This is a genomic window from Couchioplanes caeruleus (assembly GCF_023499255.1).
Taxonomy (GTDB): domain Bacteria; phylum Actinomycetota; class Actinomycetes; order Mycobacteriales; family Micromonosporaceae; genus Actinoplanes; species Actinoplanes caeruleus_A.
Genome location: NZ_CP092183.1, coordinates 1,431,035 through 1,453,149, shown reverse-complemented (window position 1 = coordinate 1,453,149; position 22,115 = coordinate 1,431,035). Strand labels below are relative to the sequence as shown.

25 protein-coding genes are annotated in these 22,115 nt (G+C 71.2%); 8 read left to right on the top strand and 17 right to left on the bottom strand.

Translation table 11 applies throughout. The features are described from left to right. Entirely contained in the window at positions 1-282 is a 282-nt protein-coding gene (locus COUCH_RS06935) for a DUF3817 domain-containing protein (protein WP_249613600.1), read from the top strand. Between the two features lie 73 nt (positions 283-355). Beyond that, positions 356-1,240: a VOC family protein gene (locus COUCH_RS06930; protein ID WP_249611264.1), complete on the top strand. Its 885-nt coding sequence runs from the start codon at positions 356-358 to the stop codon at positions 1,238-1,240. A 21-nt stretch (positions 1,241-1,261) separates the two neighbouring features. On the opposite strand, the gene COUCH_RS06925 is transcribed toward COUCH_RS06930, so the two are convergent. The 3 genes from COUCH_RS06925 to COUCH_RS06915 all read right to left on the bottom strand — a co-directional run bounded on the left by COUCH_RS06925 (position 1,262) and on the right by COUCH_RS06915 (position 2,558). Beyond that, the gene (locus tag COUCH_RS06925; protein ID WP_249611263.1) at positions 1,262-1,717 is read right to left on the bottom strand and encodes a VanZ family protein; all 456 of its coding nucleotides are present in this window, start codon (positions 1,715-1,717) and stop codon (positions 1,262-1,264) included. A gap of 50 nt (positions 1,718-1,767) precedes the next feature. Next, positions 1,768-2,103 (bottom strand): YnfA family protein, encoded by a 336-nt coding sequence (locus COUCH_RS06920; RefSeq protein ID WP_249611262.1) that lies wholly within the window; start codon positions 2,101-2,103, stop codon positions 1,768-1,770. Between the two features lie 98 nt (positions 2,104-2,201). Beyond that, positions 2,202-2,558: an STAS domain-containing protein gene (locus COUCH_RS06915; RefSeq protein WP_199511644.1), complete on the bottom strand. Its 357-nt coding sequence runs from the start codon at positions 2,556-2,558 to the stop codon at positions 2,202-2,204. Positions 2,559-2,919: 361 nt separating this feature from the next. Here COUCH_RS06915 and COUCH_RS06910 point away from each other — a divergent pair, with 361 nt between their 5' ends. Continuing rightward, positions 2,920-3,840 carry an AraC family transcriptional regulator gene (locus tag COUCH_RS06910; protein ID WP_249611261.1) on the top strand — a complete coding sequence of 307 codons (921 nt, stop codon included), beginning with the start codon at positions 2,920-2,922 and terminating at the stop codon, positions 3,838-3,840. Positions 3,841-3,843: 3 nt separating this feature from the next. On the opposite strand, the gene COUCH_RS06905 is transcribed toward COUCH_RS06910, so the two are convergent. Next, positions 3,844-4,179, bottom strand: a complete 336-nt coding sequence (locus tag COUCH_RS06905; RefSeq protein ID WP_249611260.1) for a hypothetical protein — start codon at positions 4,177-4,179, stop codon at positions 3,844-3,846. A 296-nt stretch (positions 4,180-4,475) separates the two neighbouring features. Between COUCH_RS06905 and COUCH_RS06900 the strand changes: the two genes are divergently transcribed. Beyond that, the gene (locus tag COUCH_RS06900; RefSeq protein ID WP_249611259.1) at positions 4,476-4,766 is read left to right on the top strand and encodes a hypothetical protein; all 291 of its coding nucleotides are present in this window, start codon (positions 4,476-4,478) and stop codon (positions 4,764-4,766) included. Position 4,767: 1 nt separating this feature from the next. Here COUCH_RS06900 and COUCH_RS06895 read toward each other — a convergent pair whose 3' ends face one another. The 4 genes from COUCH_RS06895 to COUCH_RS06880 all read right to left on the bottom strand — a co-directional run bounded on the left by COUCH_RS06895 (position 4,768) and on the right by COUCH_RS06880 (position 8,316). After that, on the bottom strand, positions 4,768-6,210 hold the full coding sequence (locus COUCH_RS06895) for a molybdopterin-dependent oxidoreductase (protein ID WP_249613599.1): 1,443 nt from the start codon (positions 6,208-6,210) through the stop codon (positions 4,768-4,770). 38 nt (positions 6,211-6,248) lie between these two features. Further along, positions 6,249-6,893 (bottom strand): fasciclin domain-containing protein, encoded by a 645-nt coding sequence (locus COUCH_RS06890; protein ID WP_249611258.1) that lies wholly within the window; start codon positions 6,891-6,893, stop codon positions 6,249-6,251. A gap of 68 nt (positions 6,894-6,961) precedes the next feature. After that, on the bottom strand, positions 6,962-7,708 hold the full coding sequence (locus tag COUCH_RS06885; protein ID WP_249611257.1) for an anti-sigma factor: 747 nt from the start codon (positions 7,706-7,708) through the stop codon (positions 6,962-6,964). Continuing rightward, the gene (locus COUCH_RS06880; protein WP_249611256.1) at positions 7,705-8,316 is read right to left on the bottom strand and encodes a sigma-70 family RNA polymerase sigma factor; all 612 of its coding nucleotides are present in this window, start codon (positions 8,314-8,316) and stop codon (positions 7,705-7,707) included. Before COUCH_RS06880 ends, COUCH_RS06885 begins: the two co-directional genes overlap by 4 nt. A 126-nt stretch (positions 8,317-8,442) precedes the next feature. Between COUCH_RS06880 and COUCH_RS06875 the strand changes: the two genes are divergently transcribed. Further along, positions 8,443-8,952, top strand: a complete 510-nt coding sequence (locus tag COUCH_RS06875) for a SigE family RNA polymerase sigma factor (protein ID WP_249611255.1) — start codon at positions 8,443-8,445, stop codon at positions 8,950-8,952. Continuing rightward, positions 8,949-10,175: a hypothetical protein gene (locus tag COUCH_RS06870; protein ID WP_249611254.1), complete on the top strand. Its 1,227-nt coding sequence runs from the start codon at positions 8,949-8,951 to the stop codon at positions 10,173-10,175. Before COUCH_RS06875 ends, COUCH_RS06870 begins: the two co-directional genes overlap by 4 nt. Here COUCH_RS06870 and COUCH_RS06865 read toward each other — a convergent pair. Next, positions 10,172-11,068 carry a Gfo/Idh/MocA family protein gene (locus COUCH_RS06865; RefSeq protein WP_249611253.1) on the bottom strand — a complete coding sequence of 299 codons (897 nt, stop codon included), beginning with the start codon at positions 11,066-11,068 and terminating at the stop codon, positions 10,172-10,174. The genes COUCH_RS06870 and COUCH_RS06865 overlap by 4 nt on opposite strands. 76 nt (positions 11,069-11,144) lie before the next feature. Between COUCH_RS06865 and COUCH_RS06860 the strand changes: the two genes are divergently transcribed. Together COUCH_RS06860 and COUCH_RS06855 are read left to right on the top strand one after the other, a co-directional pair. Beyond that, positions 11,145-11,510, top strand: a complete 366-nt coding sequence (locus COUCH_RS06860) for a hypothetical protein (protein ID WP_249613598.1) — start codon at positions 11,145-11,147, stop codon at positions 11,508-11,510. Next, a complete protein-coding gene (locus COUCH_RS06855) occupies positions 11,503-11,934 on the top strand; it encodes a hypothetical protein (protein WP_249611252.1) in 432 nt (143 codons plus the stop codon). The genes COUCH_RS06860 and COUCH_RS06855 overlap by 8 nt, the downstream gene beginning before the upstream one ends. A gap of 61 nt (positions 11,935-11,995) precedes the next feature. Here COUCH_RS06855 and COUCH_RS06850 read toward each other — a convergent pair whose 3' ends face one another. The 8 genes from COUCH_RS06850 to COUCH_RS06815 form a co-directional block, all read right to left on the bottom strand. After that, the gene (locus tag COUCH_RS06850; protein ID WP_249611251.1) at positions 11,996-13,342 is read right to left on the bottom strand and encodes an endo-1,4-beta-xylanase; all 1,347 of its coding nucleotides are present in this window, start codon (positions 13,340-13,342) and stop codon (positions 11,996-11,998) included. 120 nt (positions 13,343-13,462) lie between these two features. Beyond that, entirely contained in the window at positions 13,463-14,908 is a 1,446-nt protein-coding gene (locus COUCH_RS06845; RefSeq protein ID WP_249611250.1) for a sigma-70 family RNA polymerase sigma factor, read from the bottom strand. A 111-nt stretch (positions 14,909-15,019) separates the two neighbouring features. After that, positions 15,020-16,753: an ATP-binding protein gene (locus tag COUCH_RS06840; protein WP_249611249.1), complete on the bottom strand. Its 1,734-nt coding sequence runs from the start codon at positions 16,751-16,753 to the stop codon at positions 15,020-15,022. 57 nt (positions 16,754-16,810) lie between these two features. Then, positions 16,811-18,265, bottom strand: coding sequence for a glutathionylspermidine synthase family protein (locus COUCH_RS06835; protein WP_249611248.1), 1,455 nt, complete (start codon positions 18,263-18,265; stop codon positions 16,811-16,813). Between the two features lie 3 nt (positions 18,266-18,268). After that, positions 18,269-18,670 (bottom strand): hypothetical protein, encoded by a 402-nt coding sequence (locus COUCH_RS06830; protein ID WP_249611247.1) that lies wholly within the window; start codon positions 18,668-18,670, stop codon positions 18,269-18,271. Between the two features lie 86 nt (positions 18,671-18,756). After that, complete coding sequence (fabG, locus tag COUCH_RS06825; RefSeq protein WP_249611246.1) at positions 18,757-19,515, bottom strand: 3-oxoacyl-ACP reductase FabG; 759 nt, start codon at positions 19,513-19,515, stop codon at positions 18,757-18,759. Positions 19,516-19,619: 104 nt separating this feature from the next. Then, positions 19,620-21,266, bottom strand: coding sequence for an alpha-amylase family protein (locus COUCH_RS06820; protein WP_249611245.1), 1,647 nt, complete (start codon positions 21,264-21,266; stop codon positions 19,620-19,622). Next, positions 21,247-22,110, bottom strand: coding sequence for an MFS transporter permease (locus COUCH_RS06815; RefSeq protein WP_249613597.1), 864 nt, complete (start codon positions 22,108-22,110; stop codon positions 21,247-21,249). The genes COUCH_RS06820 and COUCH_RS06815 overlap by 20 nt, the downstream gene beginning before the upstream one ends. Positions 22,111-22,115: the final 5 nt, after the last annotated feature.

Here is a 22,115-nt window from a genome sequence, read left to right as displayed (position 1 = left end):
GTGCCGTCCCGCCCGTTACGTCTCGCCGCGCTGATCGAACTGGCCTCGCTCCTCCTGCTCCTCGCCAACCTGGCGACCGTGCACGCACCCGAGGTCGCCTCGCTGGTGGGGCCGGTGCACGGGTGCGCGTACCTGGTCGTCGTCGGCGCGGCGCTGCGGGAGACCCGGGACGGGCGGGCCAGGCTGCTCGCGGTCGTGCCCGGTGTCGGTGGTCTTCTGGCGATTCGCCGGATACACCGGACGCTCGGTTCCCGAAGTCGGCACGCCCGGCTGAATCGATGAGCGGGTACGGGTCGTTGAGCCCTGCGGTGACGGCATCCGGCCGCGCCGACAGTTGCCCGACAGGAGGCCCGTCATGGCCAAGGAACGACCGGTCGCCGCCGGCGGCAGGACGGCCGATCCGCGGGGCCGGGAGTCCGCCCCGCCGCGCCCGCACCCGGCGCGTACGTCGCCGGCGCCGGTGGCTCCGGTCCCGCGACGCCCGCCGAGCGCGACCGACCCGCGCCCGATCGCGTCCCCGTTCCTGACCGACCCGGCGCAGCAAGCGGACGCCCCCGCCGACGAGGCACGGACGCCGGCGACCGGGCCGGCCGCGACGGAAGCGACGGTCGCGGCAGAGGAAGCGACCGTCGCGGCAGAGGAAACGGCCCCGCCGCACGAAGCGGCCCCGCCGTACGAAGCGACCTCCACGCGGGAAGCGACGGAGACGAGTGCAACGGCCACGGCGCAGATGGGGACGGCGGAAGAGGCGGCGACAGCAACAACGGAGGCAGCAGATGCCCGGCAGGCGGTCCCGACGCAGCCGTCCGCGGCCGCCGACGCCGAGCAGCGCGAGGCACCGAGCCGTGGCGTGGCGAAGGTCCCCGCACCCTGGCCGGGCCTGCAGCTGCAGCCGATGGTGCACGTCGCCGACATGCCGGCCGCGGTCGCCTTCTACGAGAAGCTCGGCGGCGACCTGGTCCACGGCGAACGAGACGGCGACTGGGTCCTGATGCAGGTCGGTACGGCCCAGATCGGACTGGTCACCCGCCCGCCGGACCCGGCCCGCGGGGAGAGCACCGTCGAGCTGAACTTCTCCGCCACGATGCCGCTGGACCGCCTCGAGCGGCTGCTGCGCGACCGGGAGGTCCGGATCGTCCGGATGGCCGTCGACCCCGACCTGGGCACCCGCCTGCACGTGGAGACCCCCGACGGCATGCCGATCAAGATTCACCAGGTCGAGCCGGACCTCTTGATCTAGGGGCGCCGGGGCCGGCCCGCGCTACCCGGCCGGGTCCGGCCTCGGCGGCGGGCAGGCGGCGGCCCGGTGCGCCGCGGACGGCACCGCCAGCCGCAGGATGAGCAGCCCCAGCACCGCCCCCGCGGTGTTGGCGATCAGGTCGTTGACGTCGACCGTACGGCGGCTGCCCAGCGTGAGCCCCAGCACGAGCTGCGCCAGCTCGATCGTCGCGCTGGCGGTGGCCGCGTACGCGGCGAGCCGGCGGTAGTGGTCGGCGGCCGGCCGGAGCAGCGGTACGAGGATGCCGAACGGGATGAACATGATGACGTTGAGCGTGAAGCTGGGCGCGTCCACGTCGCCCGGGATCCAGTGGAACATCTCGGCGAGCGGCTCGTCGGCCCAGTACGACGCGGGGTGCGGGCGGATCGGGAAGATGGTGATGGCGATGACGCCTGCCGCGTACAGAAGCAGCATCCCGACCGTGACCCGTCGCCCCATGATTGTTCAACGGTAGGCCACCCGGAAAGATCACGGCCCACGGCGGAGGGTCAGGCGCCGCGGGGGGCGTACATGATCAGGACGACGCCGGCGAGGCAGCACGCCGCGCCGATGAGGTCCCAGCGGTCCGGCCGGAAGCCGTCGACGAGCATCCCCCATCCGAGGGATCCGGCGACGAAGACGCCGCCGTAGGCGGCCAGGATGCGGCCGAAGTTCGGGTCGGGCTGCAGGGTCGCGACGAAACCGTACGCACCGAGCGCCGCCACCCCGAGGCCGACGTACAGCAGGCCGCGGTGTTCGCGGACGCCCTGCCAGACGAGCCACGCGCCGCCGATCTCGGCGAGGGCGGCAAGCAGGAACAGGGCGACGGAGCGCAGCACGGACATGCGCTGCATTGTGCCCGGCCCGGCCGGCGGCGAGGACGAACGGCGCCTGCGGACCTCCGCCGGGCCGGCAAACCCGGCGGGGTCCCCCAGGACCGTCGTCAGCTGGGGCGCAGGCCCACCGAGGTGCGCGGGGAGGGCGGTTCGGCGCAGCCGAGGAGGCCGACCAGGCCGGAGATCCAGAGCTGCCGGTACACGGTCGGGCTGGGGTGGCTCACCGCGAGCTTCACGCCGGAGGCGGCGGCCGCGTGGAAGCAGGCGACGAGGATGCCGATGCCGATGCTGTCGATCAACATCACCCGTTGGAGGTCGAGGTCTATCTTGCCCGGCGTCTGCGCGGTCAGGACGTCGTTGACGGCGTCGCGCAGGACGTGGGCGTTGTCCAGATCGATCTCCCCGCTGGGGGCGATCTCGACGGTGCCATCGGCCAGCTGGCGAGTGGTGATCGGCAGATACACGGCTGCCCTCTTCCTGGCGTCGTGCGGGCGACGCCGAACGTTCCGCGAGGTCTTTCGCGCTACCAGCCGCGCGGCCCGGCACCTCACCCCGGCGCCGGCTGGACCTCCGCGTCCCAACAACTATCCGCTGGTCTGCAAGTTACGCCAGGTAGGCGCGGAACGCCAGGGTAGTTCATCTGGCCGGAATGTGCTGGATCGGTCACCCCGCGTCGCGTGAGATTGACGATCCACTGTTCCGGGCCGAATACTCACCGTATGCGTGGGAGTGCCGTGCGACATGGTTGACGTTCACCAGAGGACGGTGACGCCCCCCTTGGCAGACCGCGCCACGGCGGGTTTTCGCAGTTCCGACATCGAGGACATGCGATCGCTGCTGGCCAGCTTCTACTATCCGCTGGCGATCGGTACGCCCGACGGCGCCGAGGGCTTCCAGTTCCGCGCCGATGTGATCCAACTCGGACCGTTGACCGTCGGCCACATCGGTTTCGGGGCCGCCGTCTCGATCGCCTCGACCGATCTCGACGCGTACCACGTCACCATCCCCACGTCCGGCCGCGTGCACGTCCGGCACGCCGGTCAGGAGCTCACCGCGGACCCCGGCACGGCCGTCGTGTACGGACCCGGCAAGCCGGTCTACACGCTGCACGACGCGTACTCGGCGGAGCTGGACGTGAAGATCGAACGGCCGGCGCTCGAGGCGGAGCTCGCCGATCTGCTGGGCCGTCCGGTCGACGGCCCGCTGGACCTGCCGCCGCAGGTTGCGCTCGGCGACGGCGCCGTACGCAGCTGGAGCGAGCTCGTCCGGATGCTGCACGCCGAGATCGCCCGGCCGGGGAGCCTGATCCGGCAGCCGCTGATCGCCGAGCACCTGCGCCGCAGCATCGTCTCGGGGCTGCTGCTGAGCATGCCGCACCGGTACACCGAGGAGCTCACCGCGCCGGCGCCCGCGATGCCGCCCCGGGCCGTACGGCGCACGATGGACGCCATCCGCGACGAGCCGGAGCGGCCGTTCACGGTGGCGGACCTGGCCCGCATCGCGGGGGTGAGCGTCCGCTCGCTGCAGGAGGGCTTCCGGCGGCACGTGGGCTGCGCACCGATGTCCTACCTGCAACAGGTACGCCTGACCCGGGCGCACGAGACCCTGCGCATGGAGGATCCGGGCCGTACGACGGTGGCGGCGGTGGCGCACCGCTGGGGCTTCGCCCACCTCGGACGGTTCGCGTCGGCGTACCGGACGCGTTTCGGGGTGTCGCCCTCCGACACGCTGCGGTCGCGGGGGTAGGCGCTACTCGCCGGGATCGCAGCGCCGCGGCCGCGGGAACTCCTCGACCCGGGCCGGCGCAGGAAATCCCTCGAAAAGGTTGCCCCGGGTCGGCGTCCAGTCGCGCCAGGGGCCGAGGTGCCGGGGCACCGCGACGGCCACCCCGTCGCCGGCGCCCTGCAGGGCACGCAGGTAGGCCAGGACCCGGCCGGCCGCCGTACCGCCCTCCCGGGCCAGGGCGGCCAGGGCCTCGCTCTCGTCGCCGAGGTCCGCTCCGCGCGCCCGCAACGACGCCACGAGCGCCTCGAGCAGCCGTACCACCTCACCCGCGTCCCGCTCGGCGTCGGGCAGACTGCTCACCTCGCCTCGCCCCGCTCGGCCGGGCCGGAGTGGGGCCACGCTGTCCAGCGATCGCTCATATCATGTTCCCCTCGCCACGGGCGTGCGCCTTCCCCGCCGGAACGCTCATACACGTGGCACGGCAGAAATGTATTCGGCCCGCTACGCACCGTCCATCCGATGCGCGCGGCGGCTGTCCGAATCGCGCTCGCTTGGTGCCCCAACGAATCGATCGTCCCATTCGGCGTGGGTGCGTGGACAACTGCACCGGGGGGTATGCCGGGAGCCAGGACGCAAGCGTGGCCCTTGGAGGAACGATGACCGATCAGAATCAGCCGCCGCTGGAGGAGACCCCGGAGGTGGCCGACGCCATCGAGGACGACGTCGCGGTGGACGCCTTCATCACCGGGGGCGGCCCCGACTCCGACAACCCCCAGTTCCTGCAGCCGGGCGAGGAGCCGGTGGTGCGGACGGGCGCCGACCAGGAGTGGGAGCCCGTGGACCTGGCCGTGGCGGAGGGCCGGGACCCGACGCCGGAGAACATCGAGCGGGCCCGCGAGGAGCTGGAACGCGACGGGGCCGCCGCGATCGAGCGTACAGTCCCCTGACTTACTCCACCGTCACGGTGACGCTGTGCCAGCCGGTCGCACCGGACGGGTACGGCGTCGCCCGCTGCTCGGTCTGCACGTCGCCGGCGCCGTCGGTCGCGCGTACCGCGAGGGTGTGCAGGCCGGGTGTCGCATCCCACTCATGGCGCCATTGAACCCAGGTGTCCGACGACGGTACGGGCAGCAGCTCCGCCTTGCGCCACGGGCGGTCGTCGACACGTACCTCGACGGTGCGGATGCCGCGGCCCTGCGCCCACGCCACCCCGGCGACCGTCACCTTCCCCGCGGCAGGCCGGGCGAACGGCTGCGGGCGGTCGATCCGTGAGGCCGTCCTGACCGGCCCGTTCGCCGCCCAGCCGCGCCGGACCCAGTACGCGTCGAAGTCGGCGAACGTGGTGAGCTCCAGCTCGGTGACCCACTTGCAGGCGCCGGCGTAGCCGTACAGGCCGGGGGTGAGCATCCGCACCGGGAAGCCGTGTTCCAGCTCGAGCGGTTCGCCGTTCATGCCGACGCAGAGCATCGTGTCGCGGCCGTCGAGGGCCGTGGCGAGCGGCGTACCGATGGTCATGCCCTCCGCGGAACGCGCCACGATCTGGTCCGCCGCGGCGTCCACGCCGACCTCGGCCAGCAGCGGCGCCAGCGGTACGCCCAGCCAGCGGGCCGTCCCGATGTACGGCCCGCCGACCTCGTTGGACACGCAGTTCAGCGTGATGTCGCGCTCGACGAGGGGCCGCTCGAGCAGGTCCGCGAAGGACAGCGAGATCTCGTCCCGGACCATGCCGTGGATCTTCAACCGCCACCCGCCGGCGTCGATGCGGGGCACGGTGAGGGCGGTGTCGACCCGGTAGAGCTTGTCGGAGTAGAAGCCCGGTGCGATGCCGCTGGGCAGGGGTTTCGCGGGGTCCGCGGCCGCGGGCAGGGTGATCGCCTCGCGGGACTGGGCCACCGCGCCACCCTTGATCCGCTTGACCGTCTCGGCTGCGGCGCCGGCCACGACAGTTCCGCCGGCAACCAGCAACGCGGTCCTCAGGAAGCGGCGCCGGCCGGGTGCTGCGGGCGCGGCGGGCGCCCAGAACAGCAGGACTACACCGGCGATCGCGGCGCCGAGCAGGGACGGTACGGCGTCGTACGCGATGGCGGCCGGCCGGGACAGTGCGGCGGCGGCGCCCGCGATGCCGAAGACCGCGGCCCCGGCCACCGCCATCCAGCGGCGACGGGCGCTCAGGAGGCCGACGACGGCGGTGAACAGCAGCAGGACCAGCACGATCGAGCCGAGCAGCACCGGCTTGTCGTGCGTGCCGAGGGTCCGTACGGCGAACTCCTTGACCGGCGTCGGTGTCGCGTCGATGACCGCCCCGCCGACCGCGACCAGGGGTCCGGCCGCCGGCCGGGTGGCCGCCGCGAGGAGTTCCGCGGCGGCCACCCCGAGGGCGGCGGAGAGCATGCCGGCCAGAGCCGGACGCGTACGCCGGAGCACTGCGATCAGCTCTTCGGCATCAGAACGGAGTCGATGATGTAGACCGTCGCGTTCGCGGTCTGCACGTTGCCGCAGACGACCGACGCGTCGTTGACCTTGAAGTCGGTGCCGCTGCCGGTGACCTTGAGGTTGTCACCCTCGAGGGTCTTGTGCGTGCCGGCCAGGTCGGCGGGCGCGAGCTTCCCGGACACCACGTGGTACGTGAGGATGCTGGTCAGCGTCTTCTTGTCGGCGAGCACCTTGTTCAGGTCCTTCGACGGGATCTTCTCGAACGCGGAGTTCGCCGGCGCGAAGACGGTGATGTCCTTGGCGTTGTTGAGCGAGTCGACCAGGCCGGCCTTCTTGACGGCGGTGACCAGTGTGGACAGCACGGGGTTGCCGGAGGCGGCGGTGGCGACCGGCACCTGGGCCATCGCCTCGAAGCTGCCCGGGTTCGAGGCGTCCTTCGGCACGGCCGCGCAGCCGGAGCCGAAGTTCGTCATGGTGTCCGTACCCGCGTCCGACGACATCATCGGCGCGGCCGAGGAGGTCATGGGCGCCGGGGCGGCGGCCGAACCGGTGTCGTCCGAGGAGGAGTCGTCGCCGCAGGCCGCCAGGGAGACGGAGAACAGGGCGGCTGCGGCGACTGCGGTGAGCTTCGTGGCGCGCATTTTGGACCTCTCAGTAGTGGTTCTTACCTTCGCTACTGATTCGGACCCGTATGCGCGCCGGATTGCTCTCAGGCCAAAGAAACTTTAGCGACCACTGTGGTCGGTCGCGCCGAACCACCCGCCGGCTCCAGCGACACCGCGAAGATGTCGTTGCCGGGAATCCCCTTCACCACTGCCACCGCCGACTGCTGCCCGGGGTTCATGACACCCGGGGATACGGGGTCGCCCGCGCCGCGGATCGTCCACATCTGGAACGCCCGGTCGGCGCCGGGCGCCCGGTCGGCCTGGAGCGTCACCACGCTCGCACCCTGCAACGCCGAGGACGCCACGGTCACCCGTCCACCCCCCGTGACCGGCGCGGTGCGGACCACGAGGTCGGGAGCGGAGAGGATGGACTGCGTACGCTGCTGCTGCTGTTCGGCGGCCGAGGCGATCGCGCGCTCGTCCCGTACCCGCTGCTCCTGGATCGCGTAGACGGTCGTGCCCGTGCCCGCTGCCAGGACCACCGCCGCGGCCGCGGCCACCGAATACCGGCGCCAGCGGTTCTCACGGGAACGGCCCGAAGGCGCGGCCGTGTCCGGCGGCGGCAGCTGCCGGGTCCGGCCGATCGCGGCCATGACCTCGGCCTTCAACCGCGGTGGCGGCACCGACCAGGTCCCGTCGGCCAGCCGGGCCGCGGTCTCCCGCAGCTCGTCCACCTCGGTACGGCAGGCCGCGCACTCGGCCAGGTGCCGTTCGAAGGCGGCCCGTTCCAGGTCGTCCACCGCGTCCAGGGCATAGGCGCCCACCAGCGCGTGCACATCCGTCGGGGTCATGCGGTCACCTCCACGCCCAGGCAGTCGCGCAGGCGGATCAGGCCGTCGCGCATCCGGGTCTTGACCGTGGGCAGCGGCGTCTCGAGCAGATCGGCCACCTCGCGGTACGAGTGGCCCTGGTAGTACGCGAGCGTCACGGCCTGCCGCTGCAGCTCGGTGAGATCGTCCATGCAGCGGCGCACCTGCTGGCGCTCCAGCCGGCCGGCCACCTCGTCGACCACCTCGTCGTACGGGGTGTCGACCGAGGCGGCGCCGACCTTCAGGGTGCGGTCGGCGGAGGCCTGCTCGGCGCGTACCCGGTCGACGGCCCGCCGGTGCGCGATGGTGAACACCCAGGCGGTGGCCGACCCGCGGGCCGAGTCGAAGCGCGCGGCGGTGCGCCACACCTCGACGAGCACCTCCTGCGTCACCTCCTCGGCCTGGGCCGGGTCGCGCAGCACCCGCCGGATCAGCCCGAAGACACGCGGCGCCACCAGGTCGTAGAGCCGCCCGAAGGCCGCCTCGTCACCCCGGGCGATCCCGCGCAGCAGGTCGCCGACGTCCGTGGGCGGCGCCGGAACCGCCGACAGGTGGTCGGGCCGGTTCCGGGCCGCGCCGTACTCCGCCATGCTGGCCCTCTCTTCGTCCACAGGCATTCAACGTCGATTCGGAGCCGGACGCTATGCGGATGGGCCGCCGTATAACCGAACCTGGCGAACTTCCGTCTAGCAGGTGTGTCGGCGACGGGAGCTGGGATGGCTGACGGGACGGATTCGGAGTACGTGGCGTACGTCCACGGGCGGGCGGCGGCGCTGCGGCGTACGGCGTACCTGCTGTGCGGCGACGTGCACCAGGCCGACGACCTGGTACAGGAGGCCATCACCAAGTTGTACGCGCGCTGGCCGCGGATCGGCCGCGTGGAGAACCTCGACGGGTACGTGCACGCCATCCTGGTCCGCACGTTCCTCGACGAGAAGCGCCGGGGCTGGTGGAAGGTCCGGCTCGGCGCCCCACCGGAACGTCCGGTCCCGGCCGGCGCTCACCCGGACGTCGAGGAACGCACCGTGCTGCGCGCCGCGCTGTCGCAGGTGCCGCCCCGGCAGCAGGCCGTGCTGGTCCTGCGGTTCCTCTGCGACCAGCCCGTCGCCGACGTCGCCCGGGCGCTGAACTGCAGCGAGGGCACCGTGAAGAGCCAGACGTCGCACGGGCTGGCGGCGCTGCGCCGCATCCTCGGCGACCGCATCGAGATCGGGAGCAACCAGTGAGACAACACCTCGACGACGAGCGGTACGGCCGGGCCCTGCTGCGCCCCCTCGCGGGCGAGCCGGCCGGGCAGCCCCGCATCGACGTGGCCCGGGCCATGGCGCAGGGCCGCCGGCGCCGCCTGACCCGCTGGTGGGCGAGCGGCACGGCGATCGTCGCGCTGACCGCCACCACCGCGGCGGGCGGCACGCTGGCGTTCTCGGCGGTGGGCCGGCCGAGCACCGCCCCGCGGCCGGTCGCCACCCCCGCCCCCTCGATCACCGCCGCCGCCCCGCTCGAGCGGCCGAAGGACTGCACGGTCACCCGGCTGCCCACCGACGGCGTGGAGAAGGCGCTGGTCACGGGCGGCGACCCCAGCGGGCACTGGGTCGTCGGGCGCACGTACCCGGCCGGGAAGGACGACGGGTCACGGCCCCTGGTGATCTGGAAGGACGGCAAGATCGCCGACACCGTCCGGATCGGCGGGGAGGACCAGAGCTTCGAGGACGTCAACACGCGCGGGAACGCCGTGGGATACACCTTCGAGCCCGGAGTGCGACCGTACGCCTACAGCAAAGGCAAGGTCACCCCGATCCCGGGCGGGGAGGCCGTCGCCCAGGCGATCAACGACGCCGGCGTGGTGGTGGGCAGCCTCGGCCCCATCTACGAGGGGCTGCCCGTCCGCTGGTCCTCGATCACCGCCCAGCCGGAGACGTTGCCCGTACCGCCCGGCACGGAGTCCGGCGCGGCGGTCGACATCGACGAGGACGGCACCATCCTGGGCACGGTGTCGCCCAAGGGCAAGGAGGGCAGCGGATACCTGTGGCTTCCCGACGGCACCCACCGCGCGATGCCGCTGCCGAAGGTCGACGGGAAGAAAGCGACCATGTTCTGGCCGGCGTCCATCCGCAACGGCTGGGTGGTGGGGCGCTCCGTCGTCGACACCGGGAAGGAGCGCCGGTTCGAGTTCTTCCGCTTCCGCATCGCCACCGGGCGGTACGAGCGCCTGCCGGACGACTCGGGCATGCCCGCCCGGGTGGCCGCCAACGGGTGGATCATCGGTGAGGCCCGGCGCCCCGTGATCACCAGCGACGGCAACGTGACGACGGAGCTGCCCGGGTACCGCAAGGCGAAAGGCCGGCAGGACTACCTGATCTCCAGCTTCAGCGACGACGGGCGGACCGCCGCCGGCTACTCCAGCGGCGAGGACGTGTCCAACCACCCGCTGCTCTGGAAGTGCCGCTAGCCGAGCTTGACGGTGGCTCCGGTGGAGATGGACTCGGCGGCGGCGGCGAGGATCGTGACGACCTCCGCGCCGAAGCGCACGTCGAGCGGCGACGCCGGGCCACCGTTCGCGGCGCCGATCAGCGCGTCGACCCCCCGCCCGAACGCCTCCACCGGCAGCCACTCGACCGGGGGCACACCGGCGACGCCGGACTCGCCGTACAGGACGGCGTCCTCGCGTTCGAGCTTGGCCGGGGCGTCGACCGACAGGGTCAGCGTGCTGATCGCGCCGCCGGCGTGCCGCAGCAGGACGTGGGTCATGTCCCGGGCGCCGGCCAGCGCGGTGACCTCGGTGACCGCGCCGAGCACGGGCAGCACGAGCGCGACCGCGTGCGGGCCGACGTCCCACAGGCCGCCGCTCTCCTTGCGCCAGGCCGACTCGCCGAACGGGTTGCCGGGCTGGAAGATCGAGCCGAGGTGATCGATGCGGGCCTCGAGCCAGCCGCCGGTGGCCTCGGCCCGCTCGACGAACTCCTGGATGGCCGGCATGAACCGCCGGGTGAAGAACACCACACTGGCGACCTCGTGCTCCGTCGCCGCGGCCACGATCTCCCGGGCGGCCGCCGCGGTGAACGCCACGGGCTTGTCCAGCAGCAGGTGCTTGCCCGCGCGCGCGGCCCGCAGCGCGATGTCCGCCTGCACGTCCGGCGGGAGGGCGACCGCGATCGCGTCCACGTCGGCGATCAGCGCGTCGATGTCCGCGTACGGCTTCGCGCCGTGCTCACCGGCCAGCTCGGCAGCCTTCTCCGCGTTGCGTCCCCACACACCGACGAACTCGACGTCGTCGTGGGCCGCCAGCGCCGGAGCGTGCGCCTGGTGGGCCCAGGGCCCCGTGCCGAAGAGTCCGAACCGCATCGCCGTGCCGCCTTCCGCCGCTGATCACCCGGGCGAAAGCTAACACGCCCGGACTGGTCAGTACGCTGTGCCGGTGATGAACGGCCCCCTCTCGATCGCCGTGATCGCGGTGGCGCTGGTGCTGGCGGTCTGGTACCTGGTCCGTACGGCCCTCGACCGCCGCCCGACGAACGCCGACCTGTGGTCCATGCTCGGCCTCGGCGCGCTGGTGGCGGTCCTGGTCGTGGTCGCCGTCGTCGGCCTCTTCATCGGCGACCGGCCGGCCGAATGGACCACGTTCGTCGGCTACCTCATCACCACGGTCGCCTTCGCGCCGGTCGCGGTCTACCTGGCCCGCCTCGAACCGACCCGCTGGGGCACCCTTATCCTCGGCGTCGCCGCGCTGACGCTGCCGGTCCTCGTGCTGCGCCTGCAGCAGATCGCGGAGGTGACCAGTGGCTGAGCAGCCCACCCCGACCCCGGCCCGCCCCCGCGACGCGGCCATCGGCACCGGCCTCGGCCGGGTCCTGCTCCTCGTGTACGGCATCTTCGCGCTGTCGGCGAGCGCCCGCGCCCTGGTCCAGATCACCACGCACTTCTCCGAGGCGCCGCTGGCGTACCTGCTGTCGGCGTTCGCCGGCCTGGTCTACATCGCGGCGACCGTGGGTCTGGCGATCGGCGGCGTCCGGGGCCGGCTGCTCGCGCTGACCAGCTGCTCGATCGAGCTGATCGGCGTGCTGGTGGTGGGCACGCTGAGCATCGCGGACGCGGTCGCGTTCTCGGACGACACGGTCTGGTCCCGCTACGGCAGCGGGTACGGCTACGTCCCGCTGGTGCTGCCGTTCGTCGGCCTCTGGTGGCTCTGGCGCAACCGTCCGCGCCCCTGAGACGACACACCGCCGGCCCGGCAGGAGCCGGACCGGCGGGTGCGATGCGGTCAGGGCGTCGTCAGCCCGCCTGGCACGACGGGGTCGCGGTGGGACCCGTGCCGGTCCCCTGGAAGCCGAACTCGGTGTTGCCGCCGGCCGGGATCTGCCCGTTGTAGCTCACGTTGCGGAAGCTCACGGCGCCGCTGGTGCCGCTGTTCGTCGCACTCCAGGTGCTCGTCACCGCGCCGCCGGACGGGACGGTCAGGTTCACCGTCCAGCCGTTGACCGCGGCGGAACCGGCGGTGACCCGTACGGTCGCGACGTACCCGCCGTTCCAGGAGTTGAGCGACACCGACGCGGAGCAGGCGCCGGTTCCGGGGTTCGGCGGCGGCGAGCTCGGCGAGCTGGGCGGCGGGTTGCTGGTGCCGCCGGCGTTGAGCGCGTTCAGCACCGAGGTGTACGCGGCCTTCTTGTTCCCCGAGTTGTCGAACAGCAGCGGGTTCTCGCCGGTACGCCACGAGTCGCTGTCGCGGATGCCCCAGACCGTGATGCCGGTGCAGCGCGACACCGCCAGACAGGCCTTGGTGACCGTGGCGTAGATGTTCGCCTGGTTGGAGCCCTGGGCGACGTCGAGCTCGGTGATCTGGACGTCGACCCCCGCGTCGGCGAAGCGCTGCAGGTTGGCCTGGTAGTCGCCGGGGATGCCGGTGCCCAGGTGCGACTGGAAGCCGACGCAGTCGATCGGGACGCCGCGGGCCTTGAAGTCCTTGACCATGTTGAGCACGCCGGTCGACTTCGCGTTGACGCCGTCGGTGTTGTAGTCGTTGTAGCAGAGCTTGGCGTTGGGGTCGGCGGCCCGCGCGGCGCGGAACGCGGCCTCGATCCAGTCGTTGCCGGTGCGCTGCAGGTTCGAGTCGCGGCGGGCGCCGCTGCCGCCGTCGGCGAACGCCTCGTTCACCACGTCCCAGGCGTAGATCTTGCCCCGGTAGTGGGTGGCGACCTGGGTGACGTGGTTGATCGCGGCGTTGCGCAGCGCGGTGCCCGACAGCGACTGGGCCCAGCCCGGCTGCTGCTGGTGCCAGAGCAGGGCGTGTCCCCGCACCTTGGCGCCCATCGAGACGCCCTGGTTCAGGATGCGGTCGCCGCCGCTGTAGTTGAACGAGCCCTGGGACGGCTCGGTGGCGTCCCACTTCATCTCGTTCTCCGGCGTCACCGCATTGAACTCGGTGGTCAGGATGCGGCTGTAGGTGGCGTCGCCGAGCTTGCCGGCGGAGATCGCGGCACCGAAGTAGCGGCCGGACTGCGCGGCGGAGGCGCCGAGCGTGGAGGCCGCCTCAGCGGTGCCGACCACCGCCACACCGGCGGCGAGGACGGTGGCCGCGGCGCTCGCGAGCAGCAGGACGCGACGTCTTCCGAGTGGGGGCATGGTGGGGGAACCTTCCGGTCTTGGAGCGTGGGAGCGCTTCCATGGGGTAGGCCCATAGTGCCCCCAGGTTTCCCGAGCCCTCAAGATCCGACCTTCTGCGCGGGCCGGCCATAACGCTTTTCAGCGTGGCGGTCGCACCCGGAACGAGCTGTCGGCCCGGAACGCGTCGCTGCCGTCGAACTGGTCGATCCACAGCTGATCGCCGACATGGCGCAGGAAGAATCCACGGTAGTTGTACGACTCCAGCGACACCGAGTCGTCCACGAAGCCGTCCTGACCGCAGAACGTCGCATCCCGCCGGAAGAGAACGGTCCCCTCGTCCGCGCTGAGCCGCAGCCGGAACGACGAATGGCGCAGGTAGCGCCCGTCCGGCCGGCGGAACGAGAAGCACGACGCGTCGGCGAGCCCGGCCTCCGCGATCAAGGTGGTTCGCTCGCGCGTCGCGGCGTCGCTCCCCGGGCCGATCGTGACGAGCACACCCTGGTCCCCCGCCACGGCGACGAACCGGCCGGCCGAGGTGGCCGACTCCAGCGACACCCGGCCGGTACGCAGCGCCCCGGCCGGCGGATCCGGTTGCGGCGGCCCGGGCCGGGGCAGCGCCGGCGCCGCGGCGACGCTCGAGCGGGTGAACGGCACGACGGCGGCGGCGGACGCCGTGACGCCGACGACCAGCATCCCGGACGCGACCGTCACCGCCAGCGGATGAGCGACGGCCACCTGCACGACCCGGCCCAGCCACGAGGTGACGGCCACACCGCCCGCGGACGTCTTGCCGAGCACCGCGGCCGTCAGCGCGACGGGCACGGGAAGCAGCGCGATCCCCGCCAGCAGGCGGTCCAGCGGTACGAGCCCACCGGCGGCGGCGCCGCAGACCCGGCAGGATTCGACGTGCCGGGTCAGCCGTTTCCGCCAGTACCCGCCCGGGACCCCGTCCCACTCCGCCGCGACCTCGCCGAGGACGCCACAACCGGGCATCGCCTCGAGCGCCGCGACGACCCGCCGGGCGGCTTCGAGCTGCTCACGCATCCGCTGGATCCGTACGCCAGCATGAGCGACGCTCGTCCCGAGGGCCGCGGCGACGTCACGGCGGGTCAGCTCGCCGACCGTCTCCAGCCACCACAGCGAGAACACGGTCCGCTCGTCCGCGCCCATCCACCGGGTCGCGTGCCCCACCTGGCGGCGCTGACCCGCCAGCTCGGCCCGGAGCAGCGCCGGCCCCTCCACCTCCGCGCCGGCATCCGGACGGCCGGTCACCTCGCCGAGCGGCACCGCGCGGCGGGCGGCGACCTCCTCCCGGGCCAGGTGGCTGCCGATCTGGCGTACGGCGATGGCGGCGAGCCACGGCCGGAAGCTGCCCGGCGACCGCAGGTCGGACAGCTGCCGCAGCGCGCGCACCATGACGTCCTGCACCACGTCGTCCACGCCCGGATCGTCGTGCAGCGCCTGCCGGACGAGCGTGTACACCATCGGCAGATGACGACGCGCCAGCTCGTTCCACGCGGCCCGGTCACCGGCACGCGCGGCGACGACGACGGCGTCGTCACGGGCGTGGGTCGGCTGGGCCACGGCGGTGTCCTCGGGTGCGGGTCGGCCGGGAAGTGAACGGTAACATTGATGAAGCCGTATGGTAACGCCTTCCGGCCCGCCCGGACCCCACGTCAGCTGATGAGGTTGTGCTCACCGCTCATCGACGCGCCGATAGCGTCGGTGGGGTGAGCGGGCCGGTGCAGTGAACGCAATCCGCCCCTGAGCCTCGAGCGTGTTCAAAGCTCGAAGAACCTTCGTCCAGCTCAGGCCCGTACATTGTTCCAGCTCCCGGCGACTCAACTCGGATTGATCCGTGAACGCGGCCAGCACCTCCTCTTCGACGCTCCTCGCGGGCGGCAGTGCTTCGAACCCGCGTTCAGCACTGCCATCGGCAGGGGCCAGAACATAACGAGCATGGCGCCGTTCACCGATCCGCACCGCAACACCCCGGTTGACGAGGTCGGAAAGCTCGGCGGTCGCACGGTGCGCCTCCAGGCCCAGATTTCGCATGGAGCCGTTGGTCACCGGGCGGCCTGCGCGCATCTCGGCCAAAGCCAGATGCTGGGTCGGTGTGAGACCCCTCTGATGAAGGCCGGCAATCCACCTCATGGTCTCGTCACCCAGGAGGGCATGCCTCGGCATGACGACCTTGAAGCGAGTGATACGACTGTGGAACTCCGGTGGCGGCGATCCGATCCGGCGGAGTTCACGGAGCATCGTCGGAATTCCGCTGGCCCGGTTCTCGCACACCATGCGGCCGCTCTCCGGCAGACGAACGTCCTGCAGCAACTTCGCCAGCACGGAATTACGCGTCGACGTGACCCCCTCACCGCCCAAGTCGTCCGTGGTCACGGCGCCAAACAGTCCACCCGGATTGGCAACGACCAGTCGGTCCGCATACAGAGTGATCTGCACGGGCGCCCCTCGGGAGTACGGGGAGTAATCCCGATGCAGCAGAGCGTTCGCGACCGCCTCGCGGACAGCCTCTGCCGGGTAGTCGTACACATCGGTACGTCCAGCGCCTTCGACGAACGACCGCACGGACGTGTTACGAAGGACCGCCGTGACGGCTTCATCAACCATCACGGGAATCGGTCCGTCGAAGGACCTGTTGTCGAGGAACCGGGGCCCATTGACCGGTACATCCTCAGCTGACAGCCCCGGATAGACCACGAAGGTCACATTGAGCTGAGGAAAGAACTGCTGCGGATACGCACCGAGCGCCAAGAGCCCCCCGAGGGTCGGCCGGAGCCGGCCCTCCTGATCCTCAGCAAGCACGTTGAGTCTGCGCAGCACCTGCTCTGACGAGAGATTGGCGAAAGCTCGCGGTTGCCGGAGACGAACCCTGTCGACCAGAGCTCGCACTTCCACGGACTCCAGGTCTTCCGGCAGAGCGTTGGCGACCGGCTGCCGGTCGTCCTCCGGCTGACCGCGGTTGGTGTGAAGGAGGTGGATCTCGAAATCGGTGAGCCGGCGGTCACCGTCTCCACCCCGGGTGAAAGACCCGTTGTATTCACCGCGAGCGGCGACGTAACACGGCTTGAAGCGCGGGTCGAGCTCGCCGACCTCACCCACGACCACCAGCGAGCCCCCGAAGGGGACGATGTCAATCTCCGCGCGCACGGGCGGATGCAGGTCGTCACTACACGCTGAGGCAAGCGCATCCCGGATCCGCGCCGCATCGAAGCCCACGGCGGGACGGAAGTCGTCATTCTCGTCCAGCCCCAGGAGGAGCGTGCCGCCTCGGTCGTTGCTGAACGCGCTCAGCGTGTCCCGCACCGACTTCGGCAGCCCTCCGGCCGCCGCCTTGACCTCGACATCCATGAGGTCGGTACGCGCTTGCCGCAGCAGGGCGACAAGCCGCGCGAGTTCCGGACCGACCACGCCGCCTCCCTTGCTAAAGTCTTTTGCAAAAGACTTTAGCAAGATCCTCTCTCGGTGTCAGCTGATGAGGTGCGGCAGGAAGTTGCAGCGGTCCTTCGTGACCAGGCCGTCCGTGCCCAGCCCTTCGCGGATGCCCATGCCCGCCGGCTCGCCGTCGATCAGCCAGGAGCCGATCACCGGGTGCACCGTCCCCTCCAGACCGTCGTACGACGGCAGTTCGAGCAGCTCCTGCACCACGAACCGGCCGTCCGCGCCGTACTCGGAGGGGTGTTCGGTGATTGTGACCCCGTCCTTGACCAGGGTGACCGATCCGCCCTCACGGCCCCAGACGGGCTTCTTGGCGTAGCTGGTCAGCTTGGCCGCCGACGAGGACTCCGCGAAGTACGCCGGCAGCAGGTACTTGCCGCGCTCGGGGTCGTCGCCGAACAGCTTCCACAGCACCGGCAGCAGCGCCTTGTTGCCCAGCAGCGCCGCCTTGTACGGAGGCTCGATCCACACCGTGCCCCGTTTCGCCGGGTCGGCCATGTTGCGGAAGAAGGCCTTGCCGCCCTCCTCGTTCCAGAACCACTCCCACGGGTACAGCATGAAGATCACGTCGATCGGCTCGGCCTTGTGCTCCTGGCCGGGGGCGGGGACGAAGAGCACGCGGTCGCCCGCCACGTCCCAGCCGATCTGGCTCATGGCGATGAGCTCGACCGGGTAGCCGGCCTCCTCGGCGGTGGCCATCAGGTAGGCGACGTTCATCCGGTCCTCACCGGACGTCTCGCTCGTCTCGTACGCGAAATAGATCTTCGGTTTCTCCGGCAGCCAGGGCCGGGCCTCGCGGAGCTTGCCGATGTTGCGCCGCCAGGCGCCCGGGTTGGCGGGCTCGCCGTCGGCGGCCTCCCAGCCGACGAGGCGGTCGTGGATGGAGTTCCACTGCCGCCACGGGTGCTGGGTCAGGTTGGTCTGGTCGACCCAGTGCCACTGGATGACCGCGGACTCGACCAGCGACGTGGGGGTCTGCGCGTTGAACTCGAGCAGCCGGGGGACGCTGCCGGCGCCGTTGTACCAGAGGTCGAAGCGGCCGTAGATGCTCGGCGAGTAGTCCGGCGTCTGCATCGGGACCGTGCCGTCGGGGTCCTTGTCCCGGTGGGTCCAGGTCTCCGCGTCGCCGTCGAACCAGGTACGGATGATCTGCTCGTGCGCGTACTCCGGGATGCCGATCTTCGTCAGGAAGCAGCTCTCCGGGGTGCACACGGAGGCGAAGTAGCCCTGGCGGCGGCCCTCGAGCGTGCGCCGCGGGCACTGCCGGACCATCCAGTCGCCGGCGTCGAGGCACATCTGGTGCAGCACCGAGGTCGCCGTCTCCAGCTCCTCGATCTCGGCCTCGGAGAACTCGTAGTACGGCCCCTCCTGCCAGTACGAGATCATCGTCCCGTCCGGCAGCTCGGTGTCGTTGTAGGTCAGCCCGAGGCTGTAGTTGGTGAGCCGCCAGCCGTCGCGGACCGGCCCGTACGGGACCCGGCGCACGGCTCAGCCACCCGACCGGCTGGACTTGCCGGACGTGCCGCTGCCACCCTTGCCGACGACGCTGGTCTTCACCGTGCCGTTGCTGATCCGGCCGCTGGACGGGAGCCCGAACCTCGACCGCGAAGCCTTGTCGTTGTACGCGAACCTCTGACCGCCGGCGGGCAGCCGCGAACCGATCGGGTAGCCGGAGCGGTAGCTGGTCGAGTGCCAGATGAAGAAGCCGCCCCCGAAGCCACCGCCGCCGTCGTTGTCGTCGTCGCAGTAGTCCTCGTCGACGATGGTGCCGTTCTCGTCAGCGCAGTAGAAGCCCTCGTCCTGGTAGTCGTCACCGTTGTCGCACGCCGCGGCGCCACCCGCGGCCAGCAGCAGGAACGTGCTGGTCAGCGCCACGCTACGAGAGCTCATCCGTCGGTTCACTGAACGCTTCTCCGCCCTTTCGCCCATCGGGGTCGCTTCCTTACCTGTTGTAGCGACCCCGATCAAGGCAAACGCTACCCGCGGGGACCGCCGGCCACGTAGATCACCTGGCCGGACACGAACCCCGCTCCCTCACTGACCAGGAAGGATACGGTGTGGGCGACGTCTTCGGGACGGCCCGCCCGGCCGACGGGAATCTGACTGATCGCCGCCTTCTCAAAGTCCGCGAAGTCGACGCCCACGCGCGCGGCGGTGGCGGCGGTCATGTCGGTCACGATGAACCCCGGCGCGACCGCGTTGGCGGTGATGCCGAAGCGGCCCAGCTCGATCGCGAGGGTCTTGGTGAAGCCCTGCAGGCCGGCCTTGGCGGCGGCGTAGTTGGCCTGGCCCCGGTTGCCCAGCGCGGACGTGCTGGACAGGCTGACGATGCGGCCCCAGCCGGCGTCCACCATGTGCTTCTGCACCGCCCGGCTGAACAGGAACGCGCCGCGCAGGTGGACCGCCATGACGGTCTCCCAGTCGTCGTCGCTCATCTTGAAGAGCAGGTTGTCGCGCAGCACGCCGGCGTTGTTCACCAGGACGGTGGGCGCGCCCAGCTCGTTGACCACCTTCTCGACCGCCGCGGTGACCTGGTCCGGGTTCGACACGTCGGCACCGACGGCGAGCGCGGTGCCGCCCGCGTCGTGGATCGCCGTGACCGTGTTGGCGCACGCGCCCTCGTCGAGGTCGACGACCGCGACGGCCAGGCCGTCGGCGGCGAGCTTGCGCGCGGTCGCCTCGCCGATGCCGCGTGCGGCTCCGGTGACGATCGCTACCCGACTCGGCTGGGTCATTCGTGGCCTCCCGCAGATCTGGTTTTCGCCCGACTCTAGTCCAGTTGTTACCGGCCGGTCACAAGGCGGGAGGCGTGGTTTATTTCACTTGGAGTGCAGCTTGTTCACGGCTTGCGGCAGAGGCGGACCCAGCGGTATCCGTAGCCGGCGATCGGCAGGGCGTCCAGCTTGCCGAGGTCCGGATACTCGCGGTCGGCGAGGATGTCGTTGGGGAACTGCGCCTCCGGCTCCAGCGAGCTCAGGTCGACGACGCCCTCGTCCGGGCCGAGGTTGTGGATGAAGACCATCGTGCCGGTGGTGTCGTCGGCCCGGTGCACGAGCACACCCGGGGGGACCGGGACGTCGACGTGCCTGCAGGTGCCGCTGCCGACCTCCGGCGCCTCGCGCAGCGTGCGGATCATCCGCTCGAACCACGACAGCAGCGACGTCGGATCGTGCCGCTGCAGCGTCACGTTGACCGTCTCGTATCCGTACTCCGGGTCCGAGACGACCGGGCGGACCAGGTCCTTGGGCGCGGCCGTCGAGAAGCCGGCGTTGGGCAGGGAGGACCACTGCATGGGCGTACGGATGGCGTCGCGCCCCTCCTGCGAGAGGTCGTCGCCCATCCCGATCTCCTCGCCGTAGCGCAGCACCGGGGTGCCCCGCAGGCTGAACTGCAGGGCGTACGCGAGCTCGATGCGCCGCCGGTCGCCGCCCAGCATCGGGGCGAGCCGGCGCCGGATGCCGCGGCCGTACAGCTGCATGTCCTCGTCGGGACCGAACTCGGCGAAGACGTCGTTGCGCTGCTCGGCGGTGAGCCGGGAGAGATCGACCTCGTCGTGGTTGCGCAGGAACGTCGCCCACTGACCGCCGTCCGGCAGGGCCGGGGTGTCGCGCAGCGCGTCGATGATCTGCTCCGGGTCGTGGCGGGCCAGCGCCAGCATGAGCCGGCCGTTGAGCATGAAGTCGAAGAGCATGTGGATGCGGTTCGAGGAGCCGCCGCCGTCGCCGAAGAAGTGCTTGAGCTGGTCCGGTTCGACGTTGGCCTCGGCGAGCAGGACGGCGTCGCCCTTGCGCCACTGGATGTGCTGGCGCAGGTCGGTGAGGAAGGCCAGGTCCTTGGGCGAGTTCGGGTTGCCCGGCTCGGTCTCCTCGATGATGAACGGCACCGCGTCCATCCGGAAACCGGCGACGCCGAGCTGCAGCCAGAAGGCACAGATCTTCTTGATCTCCTCGCGGACCTGCGGGTTCTTGATGTTGAGGTCCGGCTGGAACTTGTAGAAGCGGTGGTAGTACCACTGCTTGGCGGTCCGGTCGTAGGTCCACGTCTCGTTCTGCTCGCCGGGGAAGACCATGCCCTGGTGGCGGTCCGCCGGCTGGGTGTCGGACCAGACGTACCAGTCCCGGTACGGCGAGTCCGCCGACGACCGCGCCGACTGGAACCACGGGTGCTGGTCGGAGGTGTGGTTGACGACCAGGTCGATGATGACCTTGATGCCCCGGTTGCCCGCCTGGTGCAGCAGCTCCGCGAAGTCGCCGAGGTTCCCAAAGCGCGGGTCCACGTTGTAGAAGTCCTGGACGTCGTAGCCGTCGTCGCGGTTCGGCGTGGGGTGGATCGGGTTGAGCCACAGGCACGTCACGCCCAGCCGGGCGAGGTAGTCCAGCCGCCCGATCAGGCCGCGGATGTCACCGACGCCGTCGCCGTTCGAGTCGGCGAACGTGTCGATGTCCAGGCAATAGACGACTGCCTTCTCATACCACCGGTCGCTCATGCGGCTCTACATGACCGGAGCGCCGCCGCAGGAAACCCCGTGACCACTCCACGGGACGAACCTTCTCGAGAGCCAGGAAGCTCGCCAGCGCGGCGAGGTGCGGCGCGAACGAGATCGTGATGGTCGCGAACGTGACGGCGTGGAACGAGTAGAAGAACGCGACCGCCCGGTTACGCCACTTGCCGTGGAGCAGGAAGATGGCCGGGCTCGTCAGCTCGAAGAACATGATCCCGAACTGCGCGAGGATCAACAGGTACGGCACCCCGGCGATGAGGTCGGCCAGGTCCGTGCCGCGCCGGACGATGGCCCGGGCGAGCACCGAGCTGGTCACCCAGCCGGGCCCGCCGAACCGCACCTTCGCCCAGGCCGCCAGGAAGTACGTGCACACGACCGCGATCTGGGTGACCCGCAGCGCCCAGCCGCCGGCCTCCGTACGCGTCGGATCGCCGTGCCGGGCCCGCCCCACCGTGGGCAGCGCGGCCAGGGCGACGAGCAGGCCGACCCGGTCGTGGTCGACCTTGCCGTAGCTCATCGCGATGATCATCCACTCGAAGTACAGCGCGAAGACCGTCCAGCCGAGCAGCCGGGGCGCGCGCCCGGTGGCGGCCGCCAGCGAGACCGCCAGCAGCACCCAGAAGATGGCGTGCACCAGCAGCGACGTGGGCGTGGGCAGGTGCAGCAGCCGGCCCACGAGCAGCGGCTCGTAGAGGTCGCCGGGGGTGCTTGCATGGTGGCGTACCCAGGGCGTGAAGATCACCAGGTCGGCGGCGACGAAGAGGTAGATCAGCGTCCGGAACGCGGCGACGCGGCCCCTCGGCACGGGCGCGGTCAGCCACGCGACCACCCGGC

Bases quoted from the DNA above. Each gene is read 5' to 3' on its own strand.
- COUCH_RS06830 (WP_249611247.1), bottom strand. From the start codon at position 18,670: ATGAGCTCTCGTAGCGTGGCGCTGACCAGCACGTTCCTGCTGCTGGCC.
- COUCH_RS06920 (WP_249611262.1), bottom strand. From the start codon at position 2,103: ATGTCCGTGCTGCGCTCCGTCGCCCTGTTCCTGCTTGCCGCCCTCGCC.
- COUCH_RS06820 (WP_249611245.1), bottom strand. From the start codon at position 21,266: ATGAGCGACCGGTGGTATGAGAAGGCAGTCGTCTATTGCCTGGACATC.
- COUCH_RS06885 (WP_249611257.1), bottom strand. From the start codon at position 7,708: ATGACCCCGACGGATGTGCACGCGCTGGTGGGCGCCTATGCCCTGGAC.
- COUCH_RS06890 (WP_249611258.1), bottom strand. From the start codon at position 6,893: ATGCGCGCCACGAAGCTCACCGCAGTCGCCGCAGCCGCCCTGTTCTCC.
- COUCH_RS06850 (WP_249611251.1), bottom strand. From the start codon at position 13,342: ATGCCCCCACTCGGAAGACGTCGCGTCCTGCTGCTCGCGAGCGCCGCG.
- COUCH_RS06895 (WP_249613599.1), bottom strand. From the start codon at position 6,210: ATGCTCTCCGCCGCCCTCGGGGTGGCCGCCGCGGAACTCCTCGCGGCG.
- COUCH_RS06875 (WP_249611255.1), top strand. From the start codon at position 8,443: ATGGCTGACGGGACGGATTCGGAGTACGTGGCGTACGTCCACGGGCGG.
- COUCH_RS06865 (WP_249611253.1), bottom strand. From the start codon at position 11,068: ATGCGGTTCGGACTCTTCGGCACGGGGCCCTGGGCCCACCAGGCGCAC.
- COUCH_RS06930 (WP_249611264.1), top strand. From the start codon at position 356: ATGGCCAAGGAACGACCGGTCGCCGCCGGCGGCAGGACGGCCGATCCG.
- COUCH_RS06880 (WP_249611256.1), bottom strand. From the start codon at position 8,316: ATGGCGGAGTACGGCGCGGCCCGGAACCGGCCCGACCACCTGTCGGCG.
- COUCH_RS06900 (WP_249611259.1), top strand. From the start codon at position 4,476: ATGACCGATCAGAATCAGCCGCCGCTGGAGGAGACCCCGGAGGTGGCC.
- COUCH_RS06910 (WP_249611261.1), top strand. From the start codon at position 2,920: ATGCGATCGCTGCTGGCCAGCTTCTACTATCCGCTGGCGATCGGTACG.
- fabG (WP_249611246.1), bottom strand. From the start codon at position 19,515: ATGACCCAGCCGAGTCGGGTAGCGATCGTCACCGGAGCCGCACGCGGC.
- COUCH_RS06925 (WP_249611263.1), bottom strand. From the start codon at position 1,717: ATGGGGCGACGGGTCACGGTCGGGATGCTGCTTCTGTACGCGGCAGGC.
- COUCH_RS06860 (WP_249613598.1), top strand. From the start codon at position 11,145: ATGAACGGCCCCCTCTCGATCGCCGTGATCGCGGTGGCGCTGGTGCTG.